Below are 25,760 nucleotides of genomic sequence, written 5' to 3' on the forward strand. Positions count from 1 at the left end.
AAACGCTTAGCGAGTCTAGCCTTAACGGTGAATTCTGCTAAGATACCGTCTGATTGTTTGAATTCACGGATACGATTGCACTCATAATGAAAATCACCTTATCTAACGTACGTTTTAAAATGGCTATCGCAGGTGCGCTGGCTGTTGTGGCTTCCTGCGCAACAGCGGCTCCGATTGTGGTACCCGATGCTCCTCAAGTCTCAGCAAAAGGCTTTGTGCTAATGGATTACCATTCTGGCGCAATACTCGCTGAGAAAAATAAAGACGAGCAATTGTCGCCAGCCAGTCTAACCAAGATGATGACCAGTTACGTCATTGGCCAAGAGCTCAAGCGCGGTAACATCAGTTCTGACGATAAAGTCGTGATCAGTAAAAATGCTTGGGCAAAAAACTTTCCTGACTCTTCAAAAATGTTTATTGAAGTGGGCACCACGGTCACTGTCGACGAGTTAAACCGCGGCATAGTCATCCAGTCGGGCAATGATGCGTGTGTGGCGATGGCAGAACATGTTGCTGGCTCAGAAGATGCGTTTGTAGACTTGATGAATGCGTGGGCTTCTTCTTTAGGAATGAGCAACACAAACTTTGCGAATGTCCACGGCTTAGATCATGATCGCTTGTATTCAACACCTTACGACATGGGTCTGTTAGGACAAGCGCTCATTCGTGATGTGCCTGAAGAGTATGCGCTTTACGCAGAAAAGCAATTTACCTACAACGACATTACCCAATACAACCGCAATGGCCTGTTGTGGGATAAAAGTATGAATGTGGACGGCATTAAAACCGGTCACACTAGTCAAGCGGGTTATAGCTTAGTAAGCTCGGCAACCGAAGGTAAGATGCGTCTTGTTGCGGTAGTCATGGGTACCGACAGTGCTAACGCCCGTAAAGCAGAAAGCAAAAAATTGCTTAACTACGGCTTCCGTTTCTTTGAAACTGTAGCGCCGCACAAAAAAGGCGAAACCTTCATTGATGAAAAGATTTGGATGGGTTCTCAAGAAACTGTCGCACTGGGTGTGAACGAAGATACTTATGTCACTCTTCCTCGTGGCGTTGCTAAAAACCTGAAAGCCAGCTTTGTACTTGAAAAAGAGCTACAAGCCCCCATCTCTCAGGGTGACGTAGTGGGCACGCTTTATTATCAAGTTGATGGTGAAGATGTAGCGCAATACCCACTGCTTGCATTAGAAGATGTCAATGAAGGTAGCTTGTTCAGCCGCCTTATGGATTACATCATCTTGCTGTTTAAGAGTTGGTTCAAATAATCTATCCCACAAGATTAACGAAACAAAGCCGCTCTGATAGCGGCTTTGTTGTTTATTGAGTTTTATTGAGTAGCCAAGTACTATTCGCCCTGTCATTATTCGTTGGAGTTTGCCATGCAAGAGCAACCAAAATTGAAAGATCTTTTAGAGTTTCCATGTCAATTCACCTATAAGGTGATGGGCTATGCAAAGCCTGAGCTGCCTGATTTGGTCCTAGAAGTGATCCAAAAGCATGCCCCTGGCGATTACAGCCCAACAGTGAAACCTAGTGCCAAAGGAAACTACCACTCAGTGTCGATTAGCATCACTGCGACGTCCATTGAACAAGTAGAAATTCTGTATAAAGAATTGGGCGAGATAGATATCGTCCGTATGGTACTGTAGTACCCCAATTTTTGACCCCTCGACCAGAGATAAACATGCCAGCCGATCCAAAAGCCCTAACTATACGTTTATTAGGACGCCAAGATTATCAGCCCGTTTGGCAAGCGATGCACGATTTTACCGATACGCGCACCGACGAAACGACCGATGAGGTATGGATTGTTGAACACAATCCTGTGTTTACTCAAGGGCAAGCAGGTAAAGCTGAGCACCTATTGGAAACAGGCGATATACCTGTTGTTCAAAGCGATCGCGGGGGGCAAGTGACCTATCATGGTCCCGGTCAATTGGTGGTGTATTTTTTACTAAATTTACGCCGCAAAGACATGGGAGTTCGCGAACTGGTTACACACATTGAAACCATCATCATCAATACCCTAAAACAATACGCCATCAACTCTGCAGCTAAGCCAGACGCGCCAGGTGTTTACGTCGAAGGTAAAAAAGTCGCTTCGTTAGGACTGCGTATACGCAAAGGGTGCTCCTTTCATGGCCTCGCACTCAATGTAAACATGGACTTATCACCGTTTTTGCGTATCAACCCTTGTGGTTACCAAGGGATGGAGATGGTTCAGGTGTCACAATTAGGTGGCCCACAAGACATAGACAAGGTTGCACAAGATCTACTGCAACAGTTAACATCACAGCTTGATTATCAATCCGTCGAGCACACAACAAGAGTTTTAGCATGAGCAAACCGATTCAAATGGAGAAAGGGGTCAAGTATCGCGACGCCGACAAAATGGCATTGATCCCAACTAAAACCGTCGAAACTGCGCCTAAGGAAATGCTACGCAAGCCTGAATGGATGAAAATCAAGCTGCCAAGTGACAGTAAGCGTATTCAAGACATTAAATCGGCTATGCGTAAAAACAATCTTCACTCGGTGTGTGAAGAGGCCTCATGCCCCAACCTAGCTGAGTGTTTTAATCACGGTACCGCTACTTTCATGATTTTGGGTGCCATCTGCACAAGGCGCTGTCCTTTCTGTGATGTTGCTCATGGCCGCCCGCTTCCTCCAGAAGCGCAAGAGCCAACTAAGCTTGCACAAACCATTAAAGACATGGCGCTTCGCTATGTGGTGATCACTTCAGTCGACCGTGATGACCTTCGTGATGGCGGTGCAAAGCACTTTGCTGATTGTAATCGCGAGATCCGCGCACTCAGCCCAAACATTCAAATCGAAACGCTGGTCCCTGATTTTCGCGGCCGGATGGACAAAGCACTCGATCAGTTAAAAGAGTGTCCACCCGATGTGTTTAACCACAACCTCGAAACAGCGCCTCGCCTGTACCGAAAAGTTCGCCCAGGCGCTAACTATCAATGGTCTTTAGATCTGCTGAAGAAGTTTAAGCAGCAGCACCCTGACATCCCAACGAAATCGGGCCTAATGATGGGCTTGGGTGAGACCAAAGAAGAGATTGTAGAAGTGTTAAAGGACTTGCGAGCGCATGGCGTCACTATGCTGACATTGGGACAATACCTCGCGCCTAGTCGACATCACCTACCGGTAGAGCGCTATGTGCCACCAGCAGAATTTGAAGAGCTTAAAGAGATTGCATTGGAGCTTGGGTTTACTCATGCTGCATGTGGTCCATTTGTTCGCTCTTCATACCATGCCGATCTGCAAGCAAAAGGCGAAGAAGTGAAATAACCACTTCTCAATAGTGTGACAAGCACGGGGTGTTGGTAAGAAACCAATCACCCCGTTTTAATATCTGAGAACTTCATTTTCTTTTTTCATCACTATTGATTATGCTTGTTAGCAAGACGTAATTAACAAGGATGATACAATGAAGCAACTTGCCCTACTTATTCCAGTGTTTTTATTTGCTGGCTGTATGAACACCCCAACGACTCAAGACAACTACCGTGAAGCTTCTTTTGAGCTGTGTAATACAGAAGTCGACGTCTATTCAGTATCTGATGATGGGCGCGTTCGTATCATCTGTTCTGACGGCTCTAAGTTCGCCTTACAAAACGAAAAAACACTCGACGTAATGCGTGATATCAACCTAGATTACTGCGACGGTGAAGGTCTGGGTAAATTTAGTGAGAGCAACCGATACTACTCGTTCAGCTGTAAATCAGGCACACTGATCAGTATTAGCAAAAAATAAAGCTCAAGACTAAATAGCAAACATTAAAAAAGGGGTCATGGCAATTGCCATGACCCCTTTTCATTTGCTTTTTCGATTAAGCGTAAACAGGTAGACGCTTACAAATCTCAAGCACTTTAGCTTTAGTCGCTTCAATCACTTCTTGGTTGTCGATGTTATCCAACACATCAGCCATCCAATTTGCCAACTCTACTGCGTCTGCTTCTGTGAAGCCGCGACGAGTAATTGCTGGAGTACCAACACGAATGCCCGAGGTGACAAAAGGACTGCGAGGATCATTAGGTACAGAGTTTTTGTTCACGGTGATGTTTGCAGCACCCAGCGCAGCGTCCGCTTCTTTACCGGTGATGTCTTTGTCGATCAGATCGACAAGGAACAGGTGATTTTCGGTGCTGTTAGACACAATCTTGTAACCACGCTCTTGGAACTGAGCCACCATCGCTTTCGCATTCTTCACAACGCGAGCTTGGTAGGCTTTAAACTCTGGCTCCATCGCCTCTTTAAACGCCACCGCTTTCGCAGCGATTACGTGCATCAATGGACCGCCTTGACCGCCAGGGAAGACAGCAGAATTCAGTTTCTTGTACATGTCTTCGCCAGCATCAGACAAAATAAGACCGCCGCGAGGGCCAGCCAATGTTTTGTGTGTTGTGGTCGTGACTACGTGTGCGTGTTTTACAGGACTTGGGTATTCACCCGCTGCAATCAATCCCGCAACGTGTGCCATATCGACAAACAGGTACGCATCGACTTTATCGGCAATTTCACGCATGCGCGCCCAATCAACAACTTGCGAATACGCTGAGAAACCACCAATGATCATTTTTGGTTTGTGCTCTAGAGCTAGAGCTTCCATCTCGTCGTAGTTAATTTGGCCAGCTTCGTCGATACCGTAAGGAATAACGTTGTAGTGCTTACCAGAAAAGTTAACTGGAGAGCCGTGCGTTAAGTGGCCACCATGCGCCAAGCTCATACCTAGCACAGTATCACCTGGGTTAAGCAGGGCCATGTAAACCGCACTGTTGGCTTGAGAGCCTGAGTGTGGCTGTACGTTAGCGTATTCAGAACCAAATAGCTCACAAGCGCGATCAATAGCAAGAGCTTCGGCTTTATCTACATACTCACAACCGCCGTAGTAACGCTTGCCTGGGTAACCTTCAGCATACTTATTAGTAAGCTGAGAGCCTTGAGCTTCCATCACTCGTGGGCTGGTGTAGTTTTCGGAAGCGATTAGCTCGATGTGCTCTTCTTGACGTTGAGTCTCTTCCTGAATAGCCGCGAACAATTCTGCATCGTAATCTGCAATGTTCATATCACGCTTTAACATCTCTCTCTCCTGAATCAGAGTAAACGACTTTAGAACCGAAAAACCGATTATTAGCACTTTTCTCAGTGACGCAAACGTTTTCGGTTCAATAATAGTTGAGTGGATTCTACCGAATTTGGTTAGATGCAGAAACCCCTATATTCAACATAATTGCATGAAGTTTATTCATGATGCAATCAAAGGAAATTGATGGTTAGCATTTCACATCAGACACTTACCGAAAAAACAGTGGCTTGTACACACAATGTGTAAATCTGAGTAAACACCTAAACAGAATTTTAAAAGTTCAAAAAACTTCTATCTCACCGTAAGTTTCACTAGAATCTCGCGCTAAATCGCATCAACTTACAAAAAGAAAATGGAAAAACACACTTTTATGGAAGATTGTGCCGCAATGTTGACCGGCACGCTGCTTGTCGCGCAAGGCATCTTTTTTCTTAAGACCTCTTCAATGGTCGTTGGCGGAACAGCTGGTCTGGCGCTACTGTTTAATCAGTTCGCACCGCTAAGTTTTGGTACCACCTATTTTTTAATTAACATACCGTTTTACTTCTTGGCTTGGTCACGCCTTGGACCTAGATTCACGGTCAATAGTTTGATCGCGGTTACTCTAGTTTCAATTTTCACCGATAATCTGCATCATTTTGTCCAATTTGAAGGACTCAATATCGCCTACAGTGCCATCATTGGCGGACTGTTGATTGGACTAGGACTACTGATCTTATTTCGACATCGTGCCAGCCTTGGTGGATCCAATGTGTTGTGTCTAGTGATTCAAGACAAGACAGGCATATCGGTAGGTAAGACGCAGCTGGTTATTGATGCTTCCATTCTAGTGGCGTCACTGTACTTTATTTCACCGGTACAAATCGCTTGGTCTATTGGAGCTGCTATCGCCATCAATATTATATTGTGGATGAACCACAAACCGACTCGGTATGCCGTCAACTACAAATAAAAAAACAGGCAGCATCCATTACGATGCTGCCTATTCAATTAGTGTGTTGTGCGACTCACAACTTCACTAGCGAGTTGATCTTTAAGTTGTTTCTCAACATGACCTGGCGAACGTGTCGAACGTGCCATTAAAGCATACATGGCGGGAATAACACTTAGCGTGATAACGGTCGCAATAGCCATTCCAAAAAAGATCACCGTACCTACAGAGACTCGACTTTCATAACCCGCGCCAGTGGATAGAATCAATGGAATTGCCCCAGCCAAAGTCGTGAAGGCCGTCATCATGATAGGACGCAGTCGACGAGCCGCCGCTTCGACAATAGCATTGTCAAAGCTCAGTCCTTGATCACGCAATTGGTTGGCAAACTCTACAATCAATATGCCATTTTTAGTGACCATGCCGATGAGCATGATCATGCCAATCTGACTGTATAAATTCAGCCCCTGCCCCATGACAACCAGCCCTATCAATCCACCAACGATGCCTAACGGTACGGTAAACATGACGATTAAGGGGTTGATAAAGCTCTCAAATTGGGCAGCCAATACGAGGTAAGCCACCAACAACGCTAAAGCAAACACAACAGCGATACTGGATTGGTTTTCTTTGAAGTCTTTAGACTCCCCAGAATAACTGATCGCAATATCTCTAGGTAAGTGTTCCAATGCTTGCTGGTCAAGAAAATCCAACGCCTCACCTAATGTCGCACCATCGGTAAGGTTGGCGCTTAAGGTAATAGACTTCATTTTATTGTAGTGCGCCAAACGAATGGATGACGCCACTTCATCCACCTGAGTGATGGTGTCCAGTGTCACCAAATCGCCCGAGGAGGTGCGCATGTAAATCTGACTAAGGTCTGTTGCACTATTAAAGTTGGCCTCATCACCTCGCAGGTAAATATCATACTCTTCGCCACGTTCAACGTAGGTGGTTTCGGTTTTTCCCCCAAGCATTACTTCTAAGGTGGTTGAAATTTCACGCACCGAAATACCTAGCTCTGCCGCTCGCTGCCTATCGACGCTCACCACCAACTCTGGGGTTTTTTCAGAGTAATTGATTTCTGCGCCATACATAAACTCAGAGTCTTCTGCGATTAACTTTAGTTTTTCAGCATGCTGTTGCAACTCGTCGTAATCCGCTCCCCCTAACACAAACTGCACTGGCTCGCTCGATCCGCCTCGAAAGCCTGGTGTGAAAGGAAACACTCGAACATCCGTTATATCTGCGAGTGCTTTGCGCACCTCCACCAGAGCCTGTTGAGCGCTAATATCACGGTCGTTCCAATCCTCGAGGATCATCACTACAAAGCCTGTTTGGTCGCCCGCTGAGCCGCCAAACGCTGGACTTTCCACACTGAAAGATTTCAAAAATCCCTGCCCAAGTAGAGGCATCAAGCGATTTTCGACAATATCCATGTTAGTCGACATTCGGTCGTAACTGGTGGCATCTGCACCTCGGACAAAGGCAAAGATCACGCCCCTATCTTCCGATGGGGCCAATTGGCTTGGCACTTGGCCAAACAATACATAGGCACCGCCACCACTGAGTAAAATAATCAGCGGCGCTAACCATTTAAGGGGGATGATTTTTCTCAAAAACGCTTTGTATCCGTTTTCGATGATGGAAAACAGATGATTCACCGCTTGGGTAAAGCGATTAGGGGCTGATTTCGCTTTCAGCAGCTTACTGCCTAATACTGGGGTCAGAGTCAAAGCAATCAGTGAAGAAAAGATCACTGCCATAGACAACAACACCGAAAACTCGGTAAACAGCAAGCCGACCATGCCATCCATGAACGAAATCGGTAAGAACACCATGACGAGCACCAACGTGGTCGCTATAACCGCAAACCCCACTTCTCGCGTCCCTTTAAAAGCGGCGACCAAAGGCGTTTCGCCTTTTTCTAGGTGGGAGAAAATATTCTCAACCACCACAATGGCATCATCCACCACCAGCCCAATGGCAAGTATTAGGGCCATTAAAGTGATCAAGTTGATACTAAAGCCAAAATAGTAAGCCGCAATAAAGGACGATATTAATGACACAGGTACCGTTATCGCAGGGATCAGCGTGGCGCGAGCCTGACCAATAAATATATACAACACCAAAATTACTAACCCGCCAGTGATAAACAGCGTGCTGTACACTTCTTCAATGGAGCGCTCGATGAATATGGTGGTGTCATAATCAATTTGAAAACGGGTTCCTTCAGGCAAAAACTGCTGAATATCATCGACTTCTTTATGCACCAGTTTAGCAACTTCCACTGGGTTAGCGTCAGACTGAGGCACTATCCCTAATCCAACGTTCACCACGCCATCACTGCGAAACATAGAGTTTTCGTTCTTAGACCCTACATGCACATCCGCCACATCCTTAAGGTATAACGGAGAACCATCTGATGCTGTTTTTACGACCAAGTATTGAAAGTCTTCAGCAGTTTGATAGGTACGCGCGGTTCGAACAGACATAGTGGTCACATCATTTCGTACCACGCCGCCTGGCGCTTCTACATTTTCGCGTCGCAAAGCGTCACTGATATCGGACACGGTCACCCCAAGACCCGCCATTAACACTGGCTTAAGGCGCACGTACATCACTTGATATAACGCCCCAGACACATTCACCGAGCTTACACCTGAGATCAAACTCAATCTATCTAATAAGACTCGGTCCGCATAATCGGTTAGTTGTTGTCTATCGAGAACCGTTGAGCTTAAATTCACGTACCAAGACGCCTGCCCTGATCCATTGTTTTTATACACAATAGGATCATCCGCCTCATCAGGTAGCGCTCTCATCGCTCGAGCCACGGCATCTCGCACATCACTGATGCCCGTATTGAGATCGTAGGAAAGCTCAAAGGTGATGGTGATTTGCGAGAACCCATTTCGAGTCGTCGAACTGATCTCGTCAATACCACTGATGCCCGACAATTGTTCCTCGAGGACGGTGGTAATTTGGCTTTCAATAATGGTTGCCGATGCGCCATCGTATCGCGTGTTTATTGAAACCACGGGGCTATCGATATTGGGCATTTCCCGAACCGACAATTTACTGAATGACACAAAGCCAAATACACACAGCAACAGTGAAAGCACGACGGCTGCCACTGGACGCTTAATTGAGATATCCGATAACAACACTAGGGAGACTCCGCAGCAACTTCTTTAATGGCAACGCCATCTCGCATGTTAACCAGCCCTTGAACGACAATGGTTTCGCCGATTTCTATGCCGCTCTCTATAACCACACGATTGTCCACTCGCGCACCGACTTTGACCTCGGTTCGCTGTGCCTTGCCATCTACCACTCGATACACGAAACGCTTGGTGCCAGAGTACTCAAGTGCTTGTACTGAGATGATGGCGACAGGTTCAGGGGCGAAGGTTAATGTGGCTGCGCTTAACATGCCTGGCTTCAGTTTGTTGTCTGCATTAGACATTTTAACCCGTGCTTTAATGTTCAGTGTTTCTGGGTTCACTCGTGTATCGACGGCATCCACGGTACCAACAAATCTTTCGTTGCCCCATGCCTGAACTTGAACATCGACCCCCATGCCAACCACGAGTTGTGACAGGTAGCGTTCAGGTATCAACAGATCCAACTCCATTTCGCTCATGTCATCCAGCGTCAAAAGTGGCTGTCCTACACTGATAAATTCTCCTGGGTTTAAATCAACCAAACCAATATGACCAGAGAAAGGGGCGTTTAGCTGATGGTCGCGCAAATTTGCCTTTGCAGCCGACTGACGCGCAATCGCAATATCGACGTTGGCTTTTTGAGCTTCGATTTCAGTTTGAGTTATCGCACCGCGACTGAACAAGCGTTCATACTCAGAAAGCTTGCGTTTTTCATTCAGCAAATAGGCGGTCGCTTCTTGCAAAGACGCCGTGGCTTTATCATCGGAAAGCACAATCAAAGGCTGTCCCGCAACCACATGTTGGTTAGAACTGACCGAAATATTTTCTACTTTCGCGGTGACTTCAGAGGTGATATCTACAGAGCGACTAGCAGCGAGTTTACCCACGAGGTTAAGCGATTGAGTGACGTCGTATTGCTCTACTGGAGACACTGTCGCAGCAACACTGTTTGCTTGCGCAGTTATACTAAAAACGCTAAAAAGCAGCGCAAACACTTGTAAGCTGCGATGCAATACACGCGGTTTAAACAAATAGGTAGAAGTCATCAAGTGGCATTTTTATCGAACGAGGGAACGTGCGATCAATATAGAGACTTCCAACTAAAAAGCGAGGAGCAGACCCCCTCGCTAATAAAATTTTACACTTTCGTACTTTCTCTTAGTACTTTTTTAGTATTTGAATCGTCGGATCTGACTCACCATCTGTTGGCCGACCGCTAACAGATTGTCGGTCGCCTCTTCTAACTGCCTGCTGTCCGAGGTTAGATTGACCGCGCTGCTATTTAACTGTTCCATATCCGAGTTCACCGTCTGAGTCACGTTAGCTTGCTCCTCAGTTGCACTTGCGATCAGGTGGATCATGTCATTAATCGCATTCATTTCGTCAGTGATTTCATCAAGCGAATGACTGGTCGCTTGAGCCGACTCAATCGTATCCGCCACTTTACTTTTACTCGATTGTGTCGATTGATAAGACGCTTCCGCTTGCGCTTGAAGCTCTTCAATGATGCTTTCAATTTCAGTCGTAGACTCATGCGTCTTGCTAGCCAACGCACGAACCTCGTCGGCAACAACCGCGAATCCTCGACCCGACTCCCCAGCTCGCGCTGCTTCAATAGCCGCATTCAAAGCAAGAAGGTTAGTTTGTTCTGCAATCCCTTTAATCACATCCAAAACGCTACCAATATTATCACTGGCCTGTTTTAACGACGACACTTCACCTGCTGTCTGCTCCAAGTTTTCGACCAGAGAGCTGATATTGGCGATGTTGTTGTTTATGGACCCGCGAGACTCTGTAGACACCCCAACAGCTTTATGAGTGATCGCTACAGTAGATTCAGTATTATTGGCTATTTCTTTAGTCGCAATATCAAGCTGACGCATATTCTCCACTGATGTATCGGTCAGCTGTGACTGTGACTCAGTACTGGCAATGGTTTTGTCTTTGATAATACGTACTTGTTCAGACACTTCTTCCAGTTTATTTGATGCGTTGGCAACATCCGAAATAATCTCCTGTACCGTATCGATAAAGCTATTAAAGTTGGTCGCCAGTTGCCCTATCTCGTCTTTCGTTTTCACCGGGATACGCGCAGTTAAGTCACCGCCTCCTTGAGCAATATCAGAAAGAACACCATTAAGCTCATTCAGCGGTGCAGTCACTACATATCGGACAACGAGAGTCGTCATAGCACCAATCGCTGCCATAAGAACCAGCATTGATACAACAACCGATGTTAGGTTATCGCTCATTGCCTGTACGATCATTTGCCGGGAATACAAAACATTCACCGAGCCGATACTTTTACCGTCCCACTGCAACTCAATTACAGACGAGACGTCTTGGTTGCGATTGGTCGTTTTATCCGCAAGCACCTTGCCTCGATGATCTTGAACGGTGATCGCAGCAATCATCTCGTCGTTTGCAAACGAATCAACAATCGCTTCAATCATAGGTATGTCGAACACAAAAACAGGTTCGCCAAAAACCGTCTCCATTTGCTGCTCAACCACTGCTTTATCATGAGTAAACTGCTCGTTTAATTTAGTGGATGACAGATAATAATCAAACCCACCAGCCAAAAACCCCACACAAACAATGAGTACTGCAATAATGGATAAGAATTTAGAATTAATTGATTTCATTATTGTTTTCCTTTCAATGGATCAAACCATATAGAGCTATCGATCGCTCTGCTACGGGGAGAAAGATCTGGGTTGTCCAAATCTAGGACGGTACGTTCTGCAAGGTTTGCGAGAGGTAATGAGGTGCTAACCTCTGGATCGGCAAAAAATAGTTCGTTGTAGGTGCCATCTTCAAACATATCTTCGATAATTGACGTAAGGTGATTAGCAAGATCCGTATTGCCTTTTCTTACAAACAGGTAATACGGCATGCGATAGCGAAGCATCACATGCTCATCAACCATAAAGTCGTACTGAGTGTAATTTTGAACTTCGCTAAATGGTTCAAATACGCCTCGCGGGAAATAATCACATCGCTCCGCATCAAGCATTGGGAACAAGTTAGGGTACTTAAGACTTTTAGCGACCTTTAGGCCATTCGCTTCTAAGATAAACGTATCGGACCAGGTTTTGCCTTGGCATGGAATAAAAGATTTAAACTGTGAAAAGGTGTTAATGCCGGCAAATTGGTTTGCGTCGTCGCGATTTATAATGGCAATACGCATCCCAAGTAATCCTCGGTATATAGGAAAATAAACCGCTTCCATATCTTGTTCGTAGCGACTGGTCGTGCCAAACCAGACAATATCTAGGTCACCTTGCTGTAAGTCAGCCAAAACCTTGGTCGAGGCGGGTTCACCTGTTTCAGCATAGATGTGTGTATAACTGTCATAGCGGTCACTTCGAGCAACCACTTCCTTAATCACCTCAATAGCCAGCTTTTGATCAGCTGGACCACCAGGAACATTCAATGTTTTCGCGTGCGCATTGAGCCCAATTATAGTAGTACACAACGCCGCAAGCATTAGTCTAGTTTTCATGCCACCCCCTGTTAACGCATAGCGTTCCGTATAATAGTGGGAATGTAACAAAATGCAAAAGTTTTCTATAAAAAAAGCCGGACACTCATGTCCGGCTCTCAATAATTTATTTAGCTACACTAATTAGCTCAAGTAATCAGCCACATTGCCGATGCTATCCAAAACCACATCCGCAAGCGCCTCACCTTCCTCAGTGACCGCTTTCCCAGTTCGGACCAAAATTTTGGTACCGATTCCGGCAGCCTCTGCTGCGCGCATATCGTCAGCCTTATCACCCACCATCACTGACTTTTCTAAATCAATATTTAAAAATTGCTGTGCTGAGTGGAACATTCCAGGCTTAGGTTTGCGGCAATCGCACTCTATCTTGTAGTCGCCCACGCCTTTTTCGGCATGATGAGGACAATAGTAAATCCCGTCTAATTCAACACCGTTATCTTCAAAGTTCCAATCCATCCACTGAGTAAGCGATAAAAATCGGTCTTCGGTGAAATACCCTCTAGCAATGCCAGATTGATTGGTGACGACCACAATAAGGTAACCACGTTCTTTTAACGCTTTGGCCGACTCAAACACACCATCGATAAACTCGAAGTCGTGCTCATCGTGCACATAACCAGTATCGACATTAATGACACCATCGCGATCTAAAAACACAGCGGGTTGTAGCCTAGATTTACTCATAGGAATGACATTGCTCTTGGAAACTATTTGATTGGAAAATTATCGCATGCTTTATGGTGGGAAACCAATGACAAATGACGCCGCGAACGTTTAGACGTCTAGACGTAAAAATATCTATTGACTTAGATCACATTACACCCTAGCATCCACTACATATTGAGAGATTGCTCAACATATTCTACTGGTTAGGCAGTGCGATGATCGAATTAAACAACGTAAATAAAACCTTTTACCAAGGTCAAACTCCGATACACGCCCTAAAAGAGATAGATCTGCACATTCCTGCAGGGCAAATCTTTGGTGTTATTGGCGCATCGGGAGCAGGCAAGAGCACGCTCATTCGCTGTGTTAACCTTTTGGAAGCTCCCACACAAGGCTCTGTTATTGTTGATGGCGTCGACTTGACGGCATTAAGCAAATCGCAACTAAGCCAAGCACGTCAAAACATCGGCATGATTTTCCAGCACTTCAATTTGCTGTCGTCTCGGACCGTGTTTGAAAACATCGCTTTGCCGCTCGAATTGGCAGGAGTCGCAAATGAGCGTATCTCAGAGAAGGTCCAGCAGCTACTTAAACTCGTTGGGTTGGAAGATAAACACAACGTGTACCCATCAAATCTTAGTGGTGGGCAAAAGCAACGTGTAGCCATTGCCCGCGCTCTGTCATCGGATCCTAAAGTATTATTGTGTGACGAAGCCACCAGCGCACTGGATCCAGCAACCACTCAATCAATACTGGCACTACTAAAAGAGATCAATCGAAAACTCAACATCACCATTTTGCTGATCACCCACGAAATGGATGTGGTAAAAAACATTTGCCACCAAGTGGCCATCATTGGTGATGGAGAATTGGTTGAGAAAGGCAGTGTCGGTGAGATTTTCGCTCACCCTAAGACAGACTTAGCACATCAGTTTATCCGGTCTACATTGGATCTCTCAATTCCAGAGGATTACCAAGCAAAGCTGCAACAGCAACGCGTAGCCGGAAGCCATCCATTGGTTCGCTTAGAATTTACCGGTGATACTGTGGATGCACCACTCATCAGCCAGATGGCACGCCAGTTTAATATTGATATTTCCATTCTAAGTTCGGATCTTGACTACGCGGGTGGCGTTAAGTTCGGCATGATGGTCGCTGAGCTATTCGGCTCTGAATCAGACGATCAAGCTGCTATCGCGTTTCTAGAACAACATAAAGTAAAAGTAGAGGTACTTGGCTATGTCCTTTGAAATTTTAAGTGAATGGTTAAGCCAAAATGGCAATTTATTGCTTAAAGCTACTTGGGAAACCTTGTACATGGTGGGTGTATCGGGTCTAGTCGGCTTTGCGGTAGGCATACCACTTGGGGTGATATTACACACTACAAAACAGGGTGGACTACTGGAGAATGCGCGTCTAAATAAAGTACTTGGCGCCATCGTAAATATTGGTCGTTCTGTGCCGTTCTTGGTGTTAATGGTCGCTATTATTCCTTTTACCAAGCTTTTGATTGGCACCTTTATCGGCACAACAGCAGCCATTGTTCCACTAACAATTGGCGCTATTCCTTTTGTCGCTCGCTTGATTGAAGGGGCATTATTAGAAGTCCCAAGTGGGCTTGTTGAAGCCGCACAATCTATGGGTGCGACACCATATCAAATTATTCGCAAGGTTCTGCTGCCTGAAGCTCTGCCAACCATTCTAAACTCAGTCACCATTACCCTAGTGACCCTAGTGAGTTATTCCGCAATGGCGGGGACAGTCGGTGGTGGCGGTCTTGGTGATGTCGCAATACGTTACGGATTTCACCGTTACGATGTAGTGATTATGGCAGTGACAGTCGTTATGCTGATTGTTTTAGTTCAAGTGATCCAGTCGATTGGTGACGCGTTAGTTCGCCGCGTGGATCATCGTTAATATTGGTAAGTTAATAATTAAAATTATACGGAGATAGTTATGAAATTTAGTCCAAAAACCCTTTTGGCTGCAGTTGCAGCAACCTCAGCACTGCTGCTTTCAGGTTGTGGTGATCAAGCAGAAGATATGTCAAAAATCAAAGTCGGTGTGATGGCAGGAGCTGAAGCTCAAGTGGCGGAAGTCGCAGCGAAAATTGCAAAAGAACGATACGATCTTGACGTTGAACTGGTTACATTCACCGATTACGTAACGCCAAATGCAGCGCTAGATGATGGCTCTGTGGACATCAATGCCTTTCAACATAAGCCTTATCTAGATCAGCAAGTTGCGGATCGCGGATATAAACTTGCTATTGCTGGTAATAGCTTTGTTTACCCAATCGCAGGTTACTCAAAAGAAGTCGACAGCGTAGACGACATTGATGAAGGCGATCGCATTGCGGTTCCAAATGATCCAACGAACCTTGGTCGCTCACTGCTTCTTCTTGAGCAGCAAGGCCTTATCACCCTTAAACAAGGTGCAGGTCTACTCGCTACAGTGCGCGACATTGAAGATAATCCTAAAAACATCGAAATTGTCGAGCTTGATGCGGCTCAATTGCCTCGTTCGTTAGACGATGTTGCACTGTCGATCATTAACACGACATACGCCAGTTCAATCAACCTAACGCCACAAAAAGACGGAATTTTTGTTGAAGACAAAGATTCACCTTATGTGAACCTTATTGTGTCGCGCGAAGAAAACTTGAATGCAGAAAATGTACAAAATTTCGTAAAAGCATACCAGTCTGATGAAGTGTACAACGCAGCGTCAGAAATCTTCCAAGGTGGCGTAGTAAAAGGTTGGTAACAGCCAGTATTACTTAAAACGACTTGTAGTAAAAAGGCTGACATTGTCAGCCTTTTTTTTGCGTTAAACCGAAACAACCCTCAGCATTATTATTGCGATATTGCCTCGAGACTAAACCACAACAACTTGGTCACGCCCCTGCTGCTTTGCCTTATATAGCGCTGTATCTGCTCGCTTGATGCACCCTTCAAGATCATTGGCTTGCATTCCTATGCTCCCCCCTACGCTCACCGAGACGATATGCGAAGTATGACTATCTTGATGGGTAGACACAGCTTTCCTAAGTCTCTGCCCAATTTTCTCTACCAGCGCGCCATCTACATGAGGTACGAACACGATAAACTCCTCACCACCCCAGCGTGCAAGCTCGCAATCACCACGCAAACTGCCTTGCAACTGCAGTGCGACCAGTTTTAAGATTTCATCACCAACGTCGTGCCCATACTCATCGTTGATCCTCTTAAAGTGGTCAATATCTACCAACAAGACCGCGTAGTTATCACCGTCATGCTGTGCTTTATCTAACGATGGACGTATTTGGTTTTCAAAGCCACGTCTATTAAGCACTCCAGTCAGTGGATCGATCATCATTAGACGCTGACTTGCTTGGGCTGTAGCGTGCTTTCGCAGTGCCGTTACCGTCAGTACATACAGACCGAGTAACACTAACCAAAACTTAACTGAGCTCTTCATGGCTAAGAGGTTAAGTTGTCTATGAGAGATCTTGTGTACAAAAACTAATTGCTGGTGCTTGGTGTCTTCAATCAATGGCGTTGCATAAAAATACCCGCTCGAGTTTACGTCAAACGCCTTGTGAGTATTACTAATCGCGGATTGTGATACTTCCGAGAAGGGTTGCATAACATCATTGACGTCAACGACTTGCCCAGTCGCATCCAAAAGATAACTTTGACCGACGTTCAAGGGTTCGGCCACTAGCGAAAGTAAGTTTTGGGTGTCTATGTCATACGCAATCACACCTGCAAAATCTTCGAGATCATCAAGCGGGTTAACATACGTCACCATGGTGGTCCCTGACACCTCTTCACGATAAACCGGTGATACGAAGGTATCTCTTTTGGGGTTATTTTCTGGCAATGCTTGAGTCCAGAAGTGACTTTCATACATTTGAGGCTTGATTCTATAGGACTCAAATGGAAGCTCTGGTAGCACATAGAAAAAATGTTTCGCCGACAAGTAGTACACTTGATTGACCAAAGGATCGCTAATAATGGTCTCGAGTTGTGGGTTAAGGCTTAGAATGACTTTAAGTTCACTCAGAGTGTCGGGGTGATCTAGCTCTACATCAGTAAAGGCACTGAGCGATCCTTGTATTTCAACTTCGGCACCATTAGTGAGCTCAGAAAAAGCGATCCCTTTTATACCTAACGACGGATAAGGCTTAAGCAGTGAATCGAACTCCGTCAACCGGCTAACCCAGTAGCGACGAGCAAACGCATATTCGGCGGTACTACGAACGCTCTCTTCGCTCACACTCAACAAGTTTAAATAACGGTTTACTATGTCCGTACGGCTGTTTAGGGAAATGAGTGCTGATTGAGTCAGTAATTTGTGTTCCACTTGATAGTAGAGAGAACCGAGTACAAAAGTAATCAGCAGCAACAAAAAGTGGACGCGTTTTCGGACGTTGTTATTCATTTTTTCAGCTAGTTATTGTATTTAGTCGAATTATTAAGCAGATATTTTGTCAGAGTATCACATCGACCGCTTTACGCCCCCCATTATAAACGAAAAAAACGCGGCAAAGCCGCGTTTAATTTCGAGTTAATTCATCAGTTTAGGGTTATGGCGTGTAGAACGTCGCTGAACCTGGACCTACTGGCATACCAAACACAAATACCCATAGGTAGAAAAGGATACTCCAACCGACTAGGAAACAGATTGAGTACGGCAACATGGTTGCAATCAATGTACCTATACCTAGATTTTTCATATAACGCGTTGCAACCGCAAGAATCAGTCCAAAGTAACTCATCATCGGCGTAATAATGTTTGTGGTTGAGTCACCAATACGGTAAGCCGCTTGGATTGTTTCAGGTGCGTAACCCACTAACATTAACATTGGAACAAATATAGGAGCAGTAACAGCCCATTGTGCGGACGCTGAACCAATCATCAGGTTGATAAAGCCACACATTAAGATGAACGCGAAGAACAGTGCTGGGCCAGTAAGACCAATAGACTGAATGAAATCTGCACCGGCTACCGCAAATACTTGTCCAAAGTTACTCCAGCTAAAGAAGGCAACAAATTGAGCCGCGAAGAATACAAGAACAATGTACAGTCCCATCGAAGACATTGATTTTGCCATTGCATCAATCACATCACGGTCTGTCTTCATTGAGCCCGTTACCTTGCCGTAGACAAAGCCAGGAATTGCAAAGAACACAAAAATGAACGCGACAATACTTCTAAGGAAAGGAGAGCCTGCAACCAGTCCGGTTTCTGGGTGACGTAGTACGCCATTTTCTGGAACGATGGTAAGCGCGAGCAATACACTGACTGCCAGTACCGCGATACCGGCCATTTTCAGACCTTTCTTCTCGATAGCAGTGAGTGAACCCATAGTATCTTGAGACAAATCTTCTGCAGCTTCTTCATCATTGTATTTGCCCAATTTAGGCTCAACGATTTTCTCGGTTACGAATGCGCCCATAAACGAGATAAAGAATGTGGAGATGAACATAAAGTACCAGTTCGCCTCTGGGCCAACGGTATAGGTAGGGTCAATCATCTGTGCTGCGGTTTCTGTAATGCCAGAAAGCAGTGGATCAACAGTACCAATCAGTAGGTTAGCTGAGTATCCACCCGATACACCAGCAAACGCTGCCGCTAAACCTGCTAGAGGGTGACGGCCTAAAGAATGGAAGAGCATCGCTGCAAGTGGAATTAATACCACGTAGCCAAGCTCTGAAGCCGTATTAGAGATAATACCTGCAAACACTACCACAACAGTAACCATGCGTTGTGACGCGCCCATAACCATGCCACGCATTGCGGCAGATAACATACCTGAGTGTTCTGCAATCGCTACACCTAGCATTGCGACGAGTACTGTACCCAGAGGAGCAAAGCCGGTGAAGTTAGTCACTAGGTTAGTTACGATTAATCTAAGGCCATCTGCGTTAAGTAAGCTAACGACTTCGATCATGCCATCTGCTGAACGACCTGGAGCTCCTTCTGGACGCGGGTCGATCACAGCAACGTCAAAATATCCAGCAATACCGGATAGGACGAGTATAGCCACACAGAAGATTGCGAAAAGTGTGATTGGGTGTGGCAGTAAGTTACCTAAGTATTCCACGCCATCGAGAAAGCGTGTAAATAGAGGCTTTTTTGGTGCTTGTTGTGTTTGCGAAGATGATGAATTCATCACTTCCTCCTATTTATAATTATCCATTCTGTCTTAGTGCAGAAGGCTGCAAAGAATAGCGCCCACCCCCATAAAGAAAAGGTATAAAAATAAATTCTTATCAACACCGCTGTACAAATTGCAACCAGACAACACTTACCAGCAACAAACTGCCAAGCACAACCCAATGAATAAACTGTATTTTTATGGTTTTTTATCTAATTTACAAAACAAACAAACTTCCAAGTAAAGCGTGATCTAGATCATTATTTTGAATCTAAATTTGACGTTAATAATGGCTTTTCTTTGGTCGAAAATCGGCGATAATGTCACTATCCAACGCAAAAATAGGCGTAACATGAGCCAATTTACTGTCGAGCCAATTGGCATTATCGACTCTCCTTACCAAGAAAAGTTTGCTGTTCCTAGGCAACCCTCCTTGGTCCCAAGTGCCAAAGCAAAGCTTCATTTACTCGGCGAAGCAAATACCCCATTCGCCGTCGAAGGGCTCACCCAGTTCAGTCATATTTGGCTGCTATTTATGTTTGATCAAAATATCGACAAAGGGTGGAAGCCTAGAGTAAGGCCTCCTCGTTTAGGGGGGAATCAAAAAATCGGAGTGTTTGCCTCTCGTGCCACGTTTCGTCCCAACCATATAGGAATGTCGTTGGTCGAACTCACTGGCATATCAGAATCCAAGGGACAAGTTAGTCTCATTTTATCTGGTGTTGATTTGGTGAATGGCACGCCAGTTATCGATATCAAACCCTATTTGCCTTACGCAGACAGCGTAGACAATGCAAAAGGTGGCTATGCGGAGTCTGAGCCCGACGTATTGAAGGTCGAGTTTAGCTCTGAAGCACGCAAAGCCCTAGACCAGCAACCCGATGGCCAGCACCAGAGACAAGTCATTCGTGAAGTGCTCGCTCAAGACCCAAGACCCGCCTATAAAAAAAATGCCGACGACAACAATGACTACGGTGTGCATTTGTTTCATCTCAACGTCCAATTTAAAGTGCATGAGCAACAGGTCATTGTCACCTCAATTACCCCTTTAGCCAGCAAGGATTGACTGCTATTATAGGCGGCTAACTTTGTGGCCCGATGCATTGGTATTCGGACTGCAAACTATTAACGTATAATTAACTGACGGATGAGATAAATGCGCACCAGTAACTATCTTCTTTCTACCCTAAAGGAGACGCCTAATGACGCGGAAGTAATAAGCCACCAGCTTATGCTACGCGCAGGCATGATTCGTAAACTGGCTTCGGGACTGTACACATGGCTTCCCACCGGTTTACGTGTTCTACGTAAAGTAGAAAACATTGTTCGCGAAGAAATTAACAATGCAGGTGCCGTAGAGACCTTAATGCCGGTGGTCCAACCCTTTGAGCTCTGGGAAGAAACCGGTCGCAGCGAAAAAATGGGCGCCGAACTGCTTCGCCTATCTGACCGTCATCATCGTCCGTTTGTACTGAGTCCAACAGCTGAAGAAGTGATCACAAGCCTTGTTCGCAACGAAGTGAACTCATACAAACAGTTGCCCCTTAATCTGTACCAAATTCAAACTAAGTTCCGTGACGAACGTCGCCCGCGCTTTGGCGTAATGCGCGCTCGCGAATTTAGCATGATGGACGCTTACAGCTTTGACATCGACAAAGACGGCCTGCAAAAGTCTTACGATGCGATGCACGCAGCTTACTGTAAAGCCTTTGACCGTATGGGTCTAGATTACCGCCCAGTGCTCGCTGATACAGGCGCAATCGGTGGTAGTGGCTCACATGAGTTCCATGTACTAGCAGAAAGTGGTGAAGACCTTATTGCCTTCTCTACCGAGTCGGACTATGCCGCTAACATCGAAAAAGCAGAAGCTCTAGCTCCTACTGGAGAGATGGCCGCGCCGACGGTTGAGATGACTTTGGTGGATACACCTAATGCCAAAACTATTGCTGAGTTGGTGGAGCAGTTTGAGCTGCCTGTTGAGAAAACCGTAAAAACGTTGTTTGTAAAAGCTTCAGACGAGGTTGATGCTGAGATTATCGCATTGATCATTCGTGGCGATCACGAACTGAACGAAGTAAAAGCAGAAAACCTAAAAGAAGTTGCTTCTCCACTTGAGATGGCGACAGAAGATGAGATCCGCGCGCTAATCGGTGCAGGTCCAGGCTCACTGGGTCCTGTTGGCCTTAAGCTTCCGTTCATTGTTGACCGCACAGTCGCTAAAATGAGTGACTTTGGTGCCGGCGCTAATGTTGATGACAAACACTACTTCGGCATTAACTGGGGTCGCGACGTTGAACTCGGTCAGGTAGAAGATCTACGTAACGTTGTTGAAGGCGAACCAAGCCCATGTGGTCAAGGTACTATCGCGCTTAAACGTGGTATCGAAGTAGGTCATATTTTCCAGCTTGGTAAAAACTATTCTGAAAAAATGAACTGTGGCGTACTCGGTCCAGACGGTAAAAACACCATCTTAGAAATGGGTTGTTACGGCATCGGTGTATCACGTGTAGTGGCTTCTGCCATCGAGCAAAACCACGACAAGTTCGGCGTGATTTGGCCAGAAGCGATTGCACCATTCCAGGTGGCTATCGTCCCTATGAACATGCACAAGTCTGAAGAAGTCAAAGCGGCAGCCGAAAAGCTATACGCAGACTTAACGGCAGCGGGTATTGAAGTACTGTTTGACGATCGTAAAGAGCGTCCTGGGGTGATGTTCTCCGATATCGAGCTTGTCGGTATTCCACATACTGTCGTTATTGGCGATCGCTCGATGAAAGAAGGTAACTTCGAATACAAGAACCGTCGTACTGGTGACAAAACACCAATCGCGATGGAACAAATTGTTGAGCATCTGCAAGCGCAATTTGCGTAACGCAGAATGATTGACCAAAAAGGTCAGCTTCGAGCACTCGAATCTGGCCTTTTTTAATGGCTCAATCTTTTACGTTATACCAATCGAAGTAATTAACTGGTCAGAAAATTACGCCGGAAAAATCGCTAAGAGCAAGGCAAAGATTACCGTAGATAGTTGTTCTACCTACAAAATCTTTAACGCCGCTATTAGCTATTTTAACAAGCAAAAATGACCTGTTAATTGCTTTGGTTGGTATTAAATCCATTTTTTAGACAAACACTAAGGAACTCTTTATGAGAATCTACGACTGTTGCGACCTCATCCGCGAACTCTACGCTCAAATAGGCAGTGGTGACCAAGCCTATGTTCCACAAGCCATTACCTGCGCACTAAAATCACTTAATGATATTGCCAGCGACGACAGCTTACCGATTGCCGTTCGCGAAAAAGCCGCATTCGCAGCCGCTAACCTGTTTATTTCTGACTTTGACGATAAGGTCTAGATAATGGATTTGGCTAAATTTGAAAGCATGGATGTTGTGATGTTGATGAGTATAATCAACATGAAGTTGCGCGATGATTTCGGCGGTCAACTTGATCAGTTTGTCGCGTTTTATGATATCAGTCGCGATGAGCTTGAAAAGAAGCTAGCCAAAGGCGGTTTTGAATATCTACCTGAGGTTGGACAGTTTAGGTAAAGGTACATTCCTAAAACGCTACTCGTAAAAGAAACCAAACAATCAACTACAAAAGCGATAATTGCTGAGCTTGTGCCAACGGCTTCAACGTGACGTGCAATCCAATTAAACGTATTTCTCGCCCTTTTTGGCGCTCCAACACTTGTCTTAGTAAGCTTTTGTAGTCGCTCAGCTCTAACGTTTGATGCCCATGTTCAATAGTGGTCAATTGAAAATCGTCAAACTTTAGCTTGATGCCCTGCTTAATGATCTCGCGCTCCGTTTTCTCAAGGCGACCTTTTAGCTCTGGGAACAGCTTGTCTTCAATCAGTGACCAACACTCGTCATAGCTAGAAATATTCTGACTCAACGTACGCTCAACACCGACTGATTTTCGTTCACGCTCAGTCACTACACCTCGATTATCGATGCCGTGGCTCTTTCGCCACAGCGAGGCCCCTAGACGACCAAATCGAGTCAGCAGCTGTCTAAAATCACTTTGTCGAACGTCTAAACAGGTGTACAAACCGGCCGCATTCAGTTTAGTGATCCCTACCTTCCCTACACCGGGTATTTTTTTGAGATCGAGTTGATCAATAAATTCTTGAGCGTCGGCGGGTGCAATGACGCATTGACCGTTGGGTTTGTTTTCATCTGAGGCTATTTTGGCAAGAAACTTTAATGGTGCAATCCCAGCCGAGGCTGTAAGCCCTGTTGTGTCATAAATTTTTTGACGGATCTCAGCAGCCATTAAAGTGGCTGATCCACGGCAGTGGGTTGAATCGCTGACATCGAGAAACGCCTCATCTAACGATAGAGGTTCGATCAGTGACGTGTACTCTTCGAATATTTTGCGAATCTGTTTAGAGACCGACTTATACACATCCATTCGGCCAGGCACCACAACCAGTTGAGGGCACAATTTTACCGCCTGTGCGGTCGCCATCGCAGAACGCACACCATACGCGCGAGCCTCATAATTACAGGTCGCAATGACCCCACGTTGACGCTCACGACCGCCCACAGCAATAGGTTTGCCACGCAACTTAGGGTTATCACGCATCTCAACGGCTGCGTAAAAGCAATCCATATCAATATGAATGATTTTTCTGAGAGCTTCACTCATAGTCAAAGGTCGGGTCACTGGTTATTAATACAGTATTATGACCCAAAAAAACAAACGGATCACCTTTTTTGGGTGATCCGCTGGATCTTGGATTACTTATTTGTGGAGGTTTAAAGAATTTTCTCTTTTTCCCACTGCGCCAGTTTCGCGGCTCTCACAGCTTCTCGCGCCTCTCGCTTTTTACGAGCATCACAAGGCTCTGGGCAATTACAGACTTTATCTATGCCCACAGCGCCTAACCCGCCGCAACTGCCTTTTACAACTTTCTTCTGAAAAATGTATCCGACTGACATCAGTAGAATCACTAGCATGAATGCGCCAAAGGCTAATAGAAATGTGGTCATAGTTTCTCTCTTAATTCTGGCTTCCACACCAAGCACGGTTATTCGCTGGCGGGTAAGCGTTGTTAGCTTATTACAGTCGTTAGCTCTTTGGCAAGTAAGGAGCAAATGCGTCGGTATGAATCTGCTTATACCCGTCTTGCGTCTTAACCACCATTAATACGGCGATGCCTTGCTCATTGGCCATATTGATCCCGTCGACATCACCCATAACCATCAAGCCTGTCGCTAGGCCATCGGCGGTCATTGCAGAAGAGTGAAGAACCGTGACAGACACAACCTTGTTGTTAATTGGCTTGCCAGTCGTTGGATCGATAATGTGTGAATAGCGAACCCCATCTTCTTCAAAATAGTTACGATAATCACCCGACGTGGCCATAGCCGTATCACCGGGTTGAACGATAAGTTGTGCTTGTCGATCACCAATGGCTGTCGGCTTCTCTATCGCAATTCTCCATGGATTTAACTCGGCATTCACCCCTTTTAATCGAAGTTCTCCACCAATCTCGACCATGTAGTTGTGGATGCCTTCCGACTCTAGGAAGTTAGCAACGACGTCGACACCCCAACCCTTAGCTATCGTCGATAAGTCGACGTATAGCTCTGGAATTTTCTTCACCAAATAGCTGCTTTGTACGTCTAGATAGTCAATACCAACAATCTCGCGACGCTCGGCAAGCTCAGCCTCGGTTGGGCGTTTGTCTGGGCGCGCTTCAGGGCCAAAGCCCCACAAATTAACAAGTGGGCCTACGGTGACATCAAGAGCACCATCGGTTAGCTGATTTAAACGAATCGCTTCGTTAACCACAAGCGCGGTTTCCGCAGAAACAGCAAATGGCTTTAGGCTACGAGAACGGTTAAACAGGCTCAGCTCTGAGTCTTTTTTATAAGTCGACATCTGTGCATTCAGCTGTACCAGTAAGTCATCAATCTGCTGCTGAAGCTCACTCGGGGAGGCAACGTCACCCTCAACCAAATATTTAATGTTGTAACTGGTGCCCATTGTAGGACCCGACAGTACTTCTTGTTTAGGACCATTATCACAACCAGCCAAAAGCAGTAGCGTCGCCACCCCCAAAACCAGTTTTTGTAATAAACCTCGACCCATTACGTCTCTCCTTATAAAAAAGACCTCGTGATTGCGGACATTCTTTCACAGCAAATAGCGGCTCAGAAAATATCGGGCAATGACGAATAAGAAAAATCAGTGTGTGTAAAATTAAAATGGCTGACTCAACAGAGC

Annotated in this window: 24 protein-coding genes; 13 read left to right on the top strand and 11 right to left on the bottom strand. The window is 45.6% G+C overall.

Translation table 11 applies throughout. The features are described from left to right. Positions 1–119: 119 nt before the first annotated feature. The 5 genes from JQC93_RS08325 to JQC93_RS08345 all read left to right on the top strand — a co-directional run bounded on the left by JQC93_RS08325 (position 120) and on the right by JQC93_RS08345 (position 3,772). A complete protein-coding gene (locus JQC93_RS08325; RefSeq protein ID WP_236009441.1) occupies positions 120–1,268 on the top strand; it encodes a serine hydrolase in 1,149 nt (382 codons plus the stop codon). 114 nt (positions 1,269–1,382) lie between these two features. Continuing rightward, positions 1,383–1,652 (top strand): DUF493 family protein YbeD, encoded by a 270-nt coding sequence (gene ybeD, locus JQC93_RS08330; protein WP_084886959.1) that lies wholly within the window; start codon positions 1,383–1,385, stop codon positions 1,650–1,652. A gap of 35 nt (positions 1,653–1,687) precedes the next feature. Next, positions 1,688–2,344: a lipoyl(octanoyl) transferase LipB gene (lipB, locus tag JQC93_RS08335; RefSeq protein ID WP_205157973.1), complete on the top strand. Its 657-nt coding sequence runs from the start codon at positions 1,688–1,690 to the stop codon at positions 2,342–2,344. Next, positions 2,341–3,306, top strand: a complete 966-nt coding sequence (lipA, locus tag JQC93_RS08340; RefSeq protein ID WP_084886955.1) for a lipoyl synthase — start codon at positions 2,341–2,343, stop codon at positions 3,304–3,306. Before lipB ends, lipA begins: the two co-directional genes overlap by 4 nt. A 139-nt stretch (positions 3,307–3,445) precedes the next feature. Further along, positions 3,446–3,772, top strand: a complete 327-nt coding sequence (locus tag JQC93_RS08345) for a hypothetical protein (protein WP_205157974.1) — start codon at positions 3,446–3,448, stop codon at positions 3,770–3,772. Between the two features lie 76 nt (positions 3,773–3,848). Here the strand turns inward: JQC93_RS08345 and glyA are convergent, their stop codons facing one another. Then, entirely contained in the window at positions 3,849–5,099 is a 1,251-nt protein-coding gene (glyA, locus tag JQC93_RS08350) for a serine hydroxymethyltransferase (RefSeq protein WP_205157975.1), read from the bottom strand. A 358-nt stretch (positions 5,100–5,457) separates the two neighbouring features. On the opposite strand from glyA, the gene JQC93_RS08355 reads away from it, so the two are divergent. Further along, a complete protein-coding gene (locus JQC93_RS08355; RefSeq protein ID WP_205157976.1) occupies positions 5,458–6,057 on the top strand; it encodes a YitT family protein in 600 nt (199 codons plus the stop codon). A gap of 38 nt (positions 6,058–6,095) precedes the next feature. Here the strand turns inward: JQC93_RS08355 and JQC93_RS08360 are convergent, their stop codons facing one another. The 5 genes from JQC93_RS08360 to gmhB all read right to left on the bottom strand — a co-directional run bounded on the left by JQC93_RS08360 (position 6,096) and on the right by gmhB (position 13,392). Next, complete coding sequence (locus JQC93_RS08360; RefSeq protein WP_205157977.1) at positions 6,096–9,206, bottom strand: multidrug efflux RND transporter permease subunit; 3,111 nt, start codon at positions 9,204–9,206, stop codon at positions 6,096–6,098. Continuing rightward, positions 9,206–10,249 carry an efflux RND transporter periplasmic adaptor subunit gene (locus tag JQC93_RS08365; RefSeq protein WP_236009398.1) on the bottom strand — a complete coding sequence of 348 codons (1,044 nt, stop codon included), beginning with the start codon at positions 10,247–10,249 and terminating at the stop codon, positions 9,206–9,208. Before JQC93_RS08365 ends, JQC93_RS08360 begins: the two co-directional genes overlap by 1 nt. Positions 10,250–10,372: 123 nt before the next feature. After that, positions 10,373–11,848, bottom strand: a complete 1,476-nt coding sequence (locus tag JQC93_RS08370) for a methyl-accepting chemotaxis protein (RefSeq protein ID WP_205157978.1) — start codon at positions 11,846–11,848, stop codon at positions 10,373–10,375. Then, positions 11,848–12,708, bottom strand: a complete 861-nt coding sequence (locus JQC93_RS08375) for a transporter substrate-binding domain-containing protein (protein WP_205157979.1) — start codon at positions 12,706–12,708, stop codon at positions 11,848–11,850. Before JQC93_RS08375 ends, JQC93_RS08370 begins: the two co-directional genes overlap by 1 nt. Before the next feature lie 123 nt (positions 12,709–12,831). Continuing rightward, positions 12,832–13,392 carry a D-glycero-beta-D-manno-heptose 1,7-bisphosphate 7-phosphatase gene (gene gmhB, locus JQC93_RS08380; protein WP_205157980.1) on the bottom strand — a complete coding sequence of 187 codons (561 nt, stop codon included), beginning with the start codon at positions 13,390–13,392 and terminating at the stop codon, positions 12,832–12,834. Between the two features lie 197 nt (positions 13,393–13,589). On the opposite strand from gmhB, the gene metN reads away from it, so the two are divergent. Genes metN through JQC93_RS08395 form a run of 3 tightly spaced genes read left to right on the top strand, consistent with a single transcriptional unit; the run spans position 13,590 to position 16,140 of the window. Further along, the gene (gene metN, locus JQC93_RS08385; protein ID WP_205157981.1) at positions 13,590–14,624 is read left to right on the top strand and encodes a methionine ABC transporter ATP-binding protein MetN; all 1,035 of its coding nucleotides are present in this window, start codon (positions 13,590–13,592) and stop codon (positions 14,622–14,624) included. Continuing rightward, positions 14,614–15,291, top strand: coding sequence for a methionine ABC transporter permease (locus tag JQC93_RS08390; RefSeq protein WP_205157982.1), 678 nt, complete (start codon positions 14,614–14,616; stop codon positions 15,289–15,291). The genes metN and JQC93_RS08390 overlap by 11 nt, the downstream gene beginning before the upstream one ends. Before the next feature lie 39 nt (positions 15,292–15,330). Beyond that, entirely contained in the window at positions 15,331–16,140 is an 810-nt protein-coding gene (locus JQC93_RS08395) for a MetQ/NlpA family lipoprotein (RefSeq protein WP_205157983.1), read from the top strand. 111 nt (positions 16,141–16,251) lie between these two features. Here the strand turns inward: JQC93_RS08395 and JQC93_RS08400 are convergent, their stop codons facing one another. Together JQC93_RS08400 and JQC93_RS08405 are read right to left on the bottom strand one after the other, a co-directional pair. Next, on the bottom strand, positions 16,252–17,799 hold the full coding sequence (locus JQC93_RS08400; protein ID WP_205157984.1) for a sensor domain-containing diguanylate cyclase: 1,548 nt from the start codon (positions 17,797–17,799) through the stop codon (positions 16,252–16,254). A 145-nt stretch (positions 17,800–17,944) separates the two neighbouring features. Then, positions 17,945–19,534 carry an AbgT family transporter gene (locus JQC93_RS08405; protein ID WP_205157985.1) on the bottom strand — a complete coding sequence of 530 codons (1,590 nt, stop codon included), beginning with the start codon at positions 19,532–19,534 and terminating at the stop codon, positions 17,945–17,947. A 337-nt stretch (positions 19,535–19,871) separates the two neighbouring features. Here JQC93_RS08405 and tsaA point away from each other — a divergent pair, with 337 nt between their 5' ends. The 4 genes from tsaA (at position 19,872) to JQC93_RS08425 (ending at position 23,071) form a co-directional block, all read left to right on the top strand. Then, positions 19,872–20,585: a tRNA (N6-threonylcarbamoyladenosine(37)-N6)-methyltransferase TrmO gene (gene tsaA / locus JQC93_RS08410; protein WP_205157986.1), complete on the top strand. Its 714-nt coding sequence runs from the start codon at positions 19,872–19,874 to the stop codon at positions 20,583–20,585. A 90-nt stretch (positions 20,586–20,675) separates the two neighbouring features. Next, positions 20,676–22,391, top strand: coding sequence for a proline--tRNA ligase (locus tag JQC93_RS08415; RefSeq protein WP_205157987.1), 1,716 nt, complete (start codon positions 20,676–20,678; stop codon positions 22,389–22,391). A gap of 275 nt (positions 22,392–22,666) precedes the next feature. Then, positions 22,667–22,876, top strand: coding sequence for a YaeP family protein (locus JQC93_RS08420; RefSeq protein ID WP_205157988.1), 210 nt, complete (start codon positions 22,667–22,669; stop codon positions 22,874–22,876). A 3-nt stretch (positions 22,877–22,879) separates the two neighbouring features. After that, positions 22,880–23,071, top strand: coding sequence for a DUF4250 domain-containing protein (locus JQC93_RS08425; RefSeq protein ID WP_205157989.1), 192 nt, complete (start codon positions 22,880–22,882; stop codon positions 23,069–23,071). 46 nt (positions 23,072–23,117) lie between these two features. Here JQC93_RS08425 and dinB read toward each other — a convergent pair whose 3' ends face one another. The 3 genes from dinB to JQC93_RS08440 form a co-directional block, all read right to left on the bottom strand. Next, positions 23,118–24,176: a DNA polymerase IV gene (dinB, locus tag JQC93_RS08430; RefSeq protein WP_205157990.1), complete on the bottom strand. Its 1,059-nt coding sequence runs from the start codon at positions 24,174–24,176 to the stop codon at positions 23,118–23,120. Between the two features lie 110 nt (positions 24,177–24,286). Continuing rightward, positions 24,287–24,520 (bottom strand): (Na+)-NQR maturation NqrM, encoded by a 234-nt coding sequence (gene nqrM / locus JQC93_RS08435; RefSeq protein WP_084886921.1) that lies wholly within the window; start codon positions 24,518–24,520, stop codon positions 24,287–24,289. Positions 24,521–24,599: 79 nt separating this feature from the next. Beyond that, entirely contained in the window at positions 24,600–25,625 is a 1,026-nt protein-coding gene (locus JQC93_RS08440) for an FAD:protein FMN transferase (protein ID WP_205157991.1), read from the bottom strand. Between the last annotated feature and the right edge of the window lie 135 nt (positions 25,626–25,760).

The sequence above is a fragment of the Vibrio ulleungensis genome (assembly GCF_016900875.1).
Lineage (GTDB): Bacteria > Pseudomonadota > Gammaproteobacteria > Enterobacterales > Vibrionaceae > Vibrio > Vibrio ulleungensis.

Coding starts and splice junctions, on each gene's coding strand:
- JQC93_RS08325 (WP_236009441.1), top strand. CDS start 120: ATGGCTATCGCAGGTGCGCTGGCTGTTGTGGCTTCCTGCGCAACAGCG.
- ybeD (WP_084886959.1), top strand. CDS start 1,383: ATGCAAGAGCAACCAAAATTGAAAGATCTTTTAGAGTTTCCATGTCAA.
- lipB (WP_205157973.1), top strand. CDS start 1,688: ATGCCAGCCGATCCAAAAGCCCTAACTATACGTTTATTAGGACGCCAA.
- lipA (WP_084886955.1), top strand. CDS start 2,341: ATGAGCAAACCGATTCAAATGGAGAAAGGGGTCAAGTATCGCGACGCC.
- JQC93_RS08345 (WP_205157974.1), top strand. CDS start 3,446: ATGAAGCAACTTGCCCTACTTATTCCAGTGTTTTTATTTGCTGGCTGT.
- glyA (WP_205157975.1), bottom strand. CDS start 5,099: ATGTTAAAGCGTGATATGAACATTGCAGATTACGATGCAGAATTGTTC.
- JQC93_RS08355 (WP_205157976.1), top strand. CDS start 5,458: ATGGAAAAACACACTTTTATGGAAGATTGTGCCGCAATGTTGACCGGC.
- JQC93_RS08365 (WP_236009398.1), bottom strand. CDS start 10,249: ATGACTTCTACCTATTTGTTTAAACCGCGTGTATTGCATCGCAGCTTA.
- JQC93_RS08370 (WP_205157978.1), bottom strand. CDS start 11,848: ATGAAATCAATTAATTCTAAATTCTTATCCATTATTGCAGTACTCATT.
- JQC93_RS08375 (WP_205157979.1), bottom strand. CDS start 12,708: ATGAAAACTAGACTAATGCTTGCGGCGTTGTGTACTACTATAATTGGG.
- gmhB (WP_205157980.1), bottom strand. CDS start 13,392: ATGAGTAAATCTAGGCTACAACCCGCTGTGTTTTTAGATCGCGATGGT.
- metN (WP_205157981.1), top strand. CDS start 13,590: ATGATCGAATTAAACAACGTAAATAAAACCTTTTACCAAGGTCAAACT.
- JQC93_RS08390 (WP_205157982.1), top strand. CDS start 14,614: ATGTCCTTTGAAATTTTAAGTGAATGGTTAAGCCAAAATGGCAATTTA.
- JQC93_RS08395 (WP_205157983.1), top strand. CDS start 15,331: ATGAAATTTAGTCCAAAAACCCTTTTGGCTGCAGTTGCAGCAACCTCA.
- JQC93_RS08400 (WP_205157984.1), bottom strand. CDS start 17,799: ATGAATAACAACGTCCGAAAACGCGTCCACTTTTTGTTGCTGCTGATT.
- JQC93_RS08405 (WP_205157985.1), bottom strand. CDS start 19,534: ATGAATTCATCATCTTCGCAAACACAACAAGCACCAAAAAAGCCTCTA.
- tsaA (WP_205157986.1), top strand. CDS start 19,872: ATGAGCCAATTTACTGTCGAGCCAATTGGCATTATCGACTCTCCTTAC.
- JQC93_RS08415 (WP_205157987.1), top strand. CDS start 20,676: ATGCGCACCAGTAACTATCTTCTTTCTACCCTAAAGGAGACGCCTAAT.
- JQC93_RS08420 (WP_205157988.1), top strand. CDS start 22,667: ATGAGAATCTACGACTGTTGCGACCTCATCCGCGAACTCTACGCTCAA.
- JQC93_RS08425 (WP_205157989.1), top strand. CDS start 22,880: ATGGATTTGGCTAAATTTGAAAGCATGGATGTTGTGATGTTGATGAGT.
- dinB (WP_205157990.1), bottom strand. CDS start 24,176: ATGAGTGAAGCTCTCAGAAAAATCATTCATATTGATATGGATTGCTTT.
- nqrM (WP_084886921.1), bottom strand. CDS start 24,520: ATGACCACATTTCTATTAGCCTTTGGCGCATTCATGCTAGTGATTCTA.
- JQC93_RS08440 (WP_205157991.1), bottom strand. CDS start 25,625: ATGGGTCGAGGTTTATTACAAAAACTGGTTTTGGGGGTGGCGACGCTA.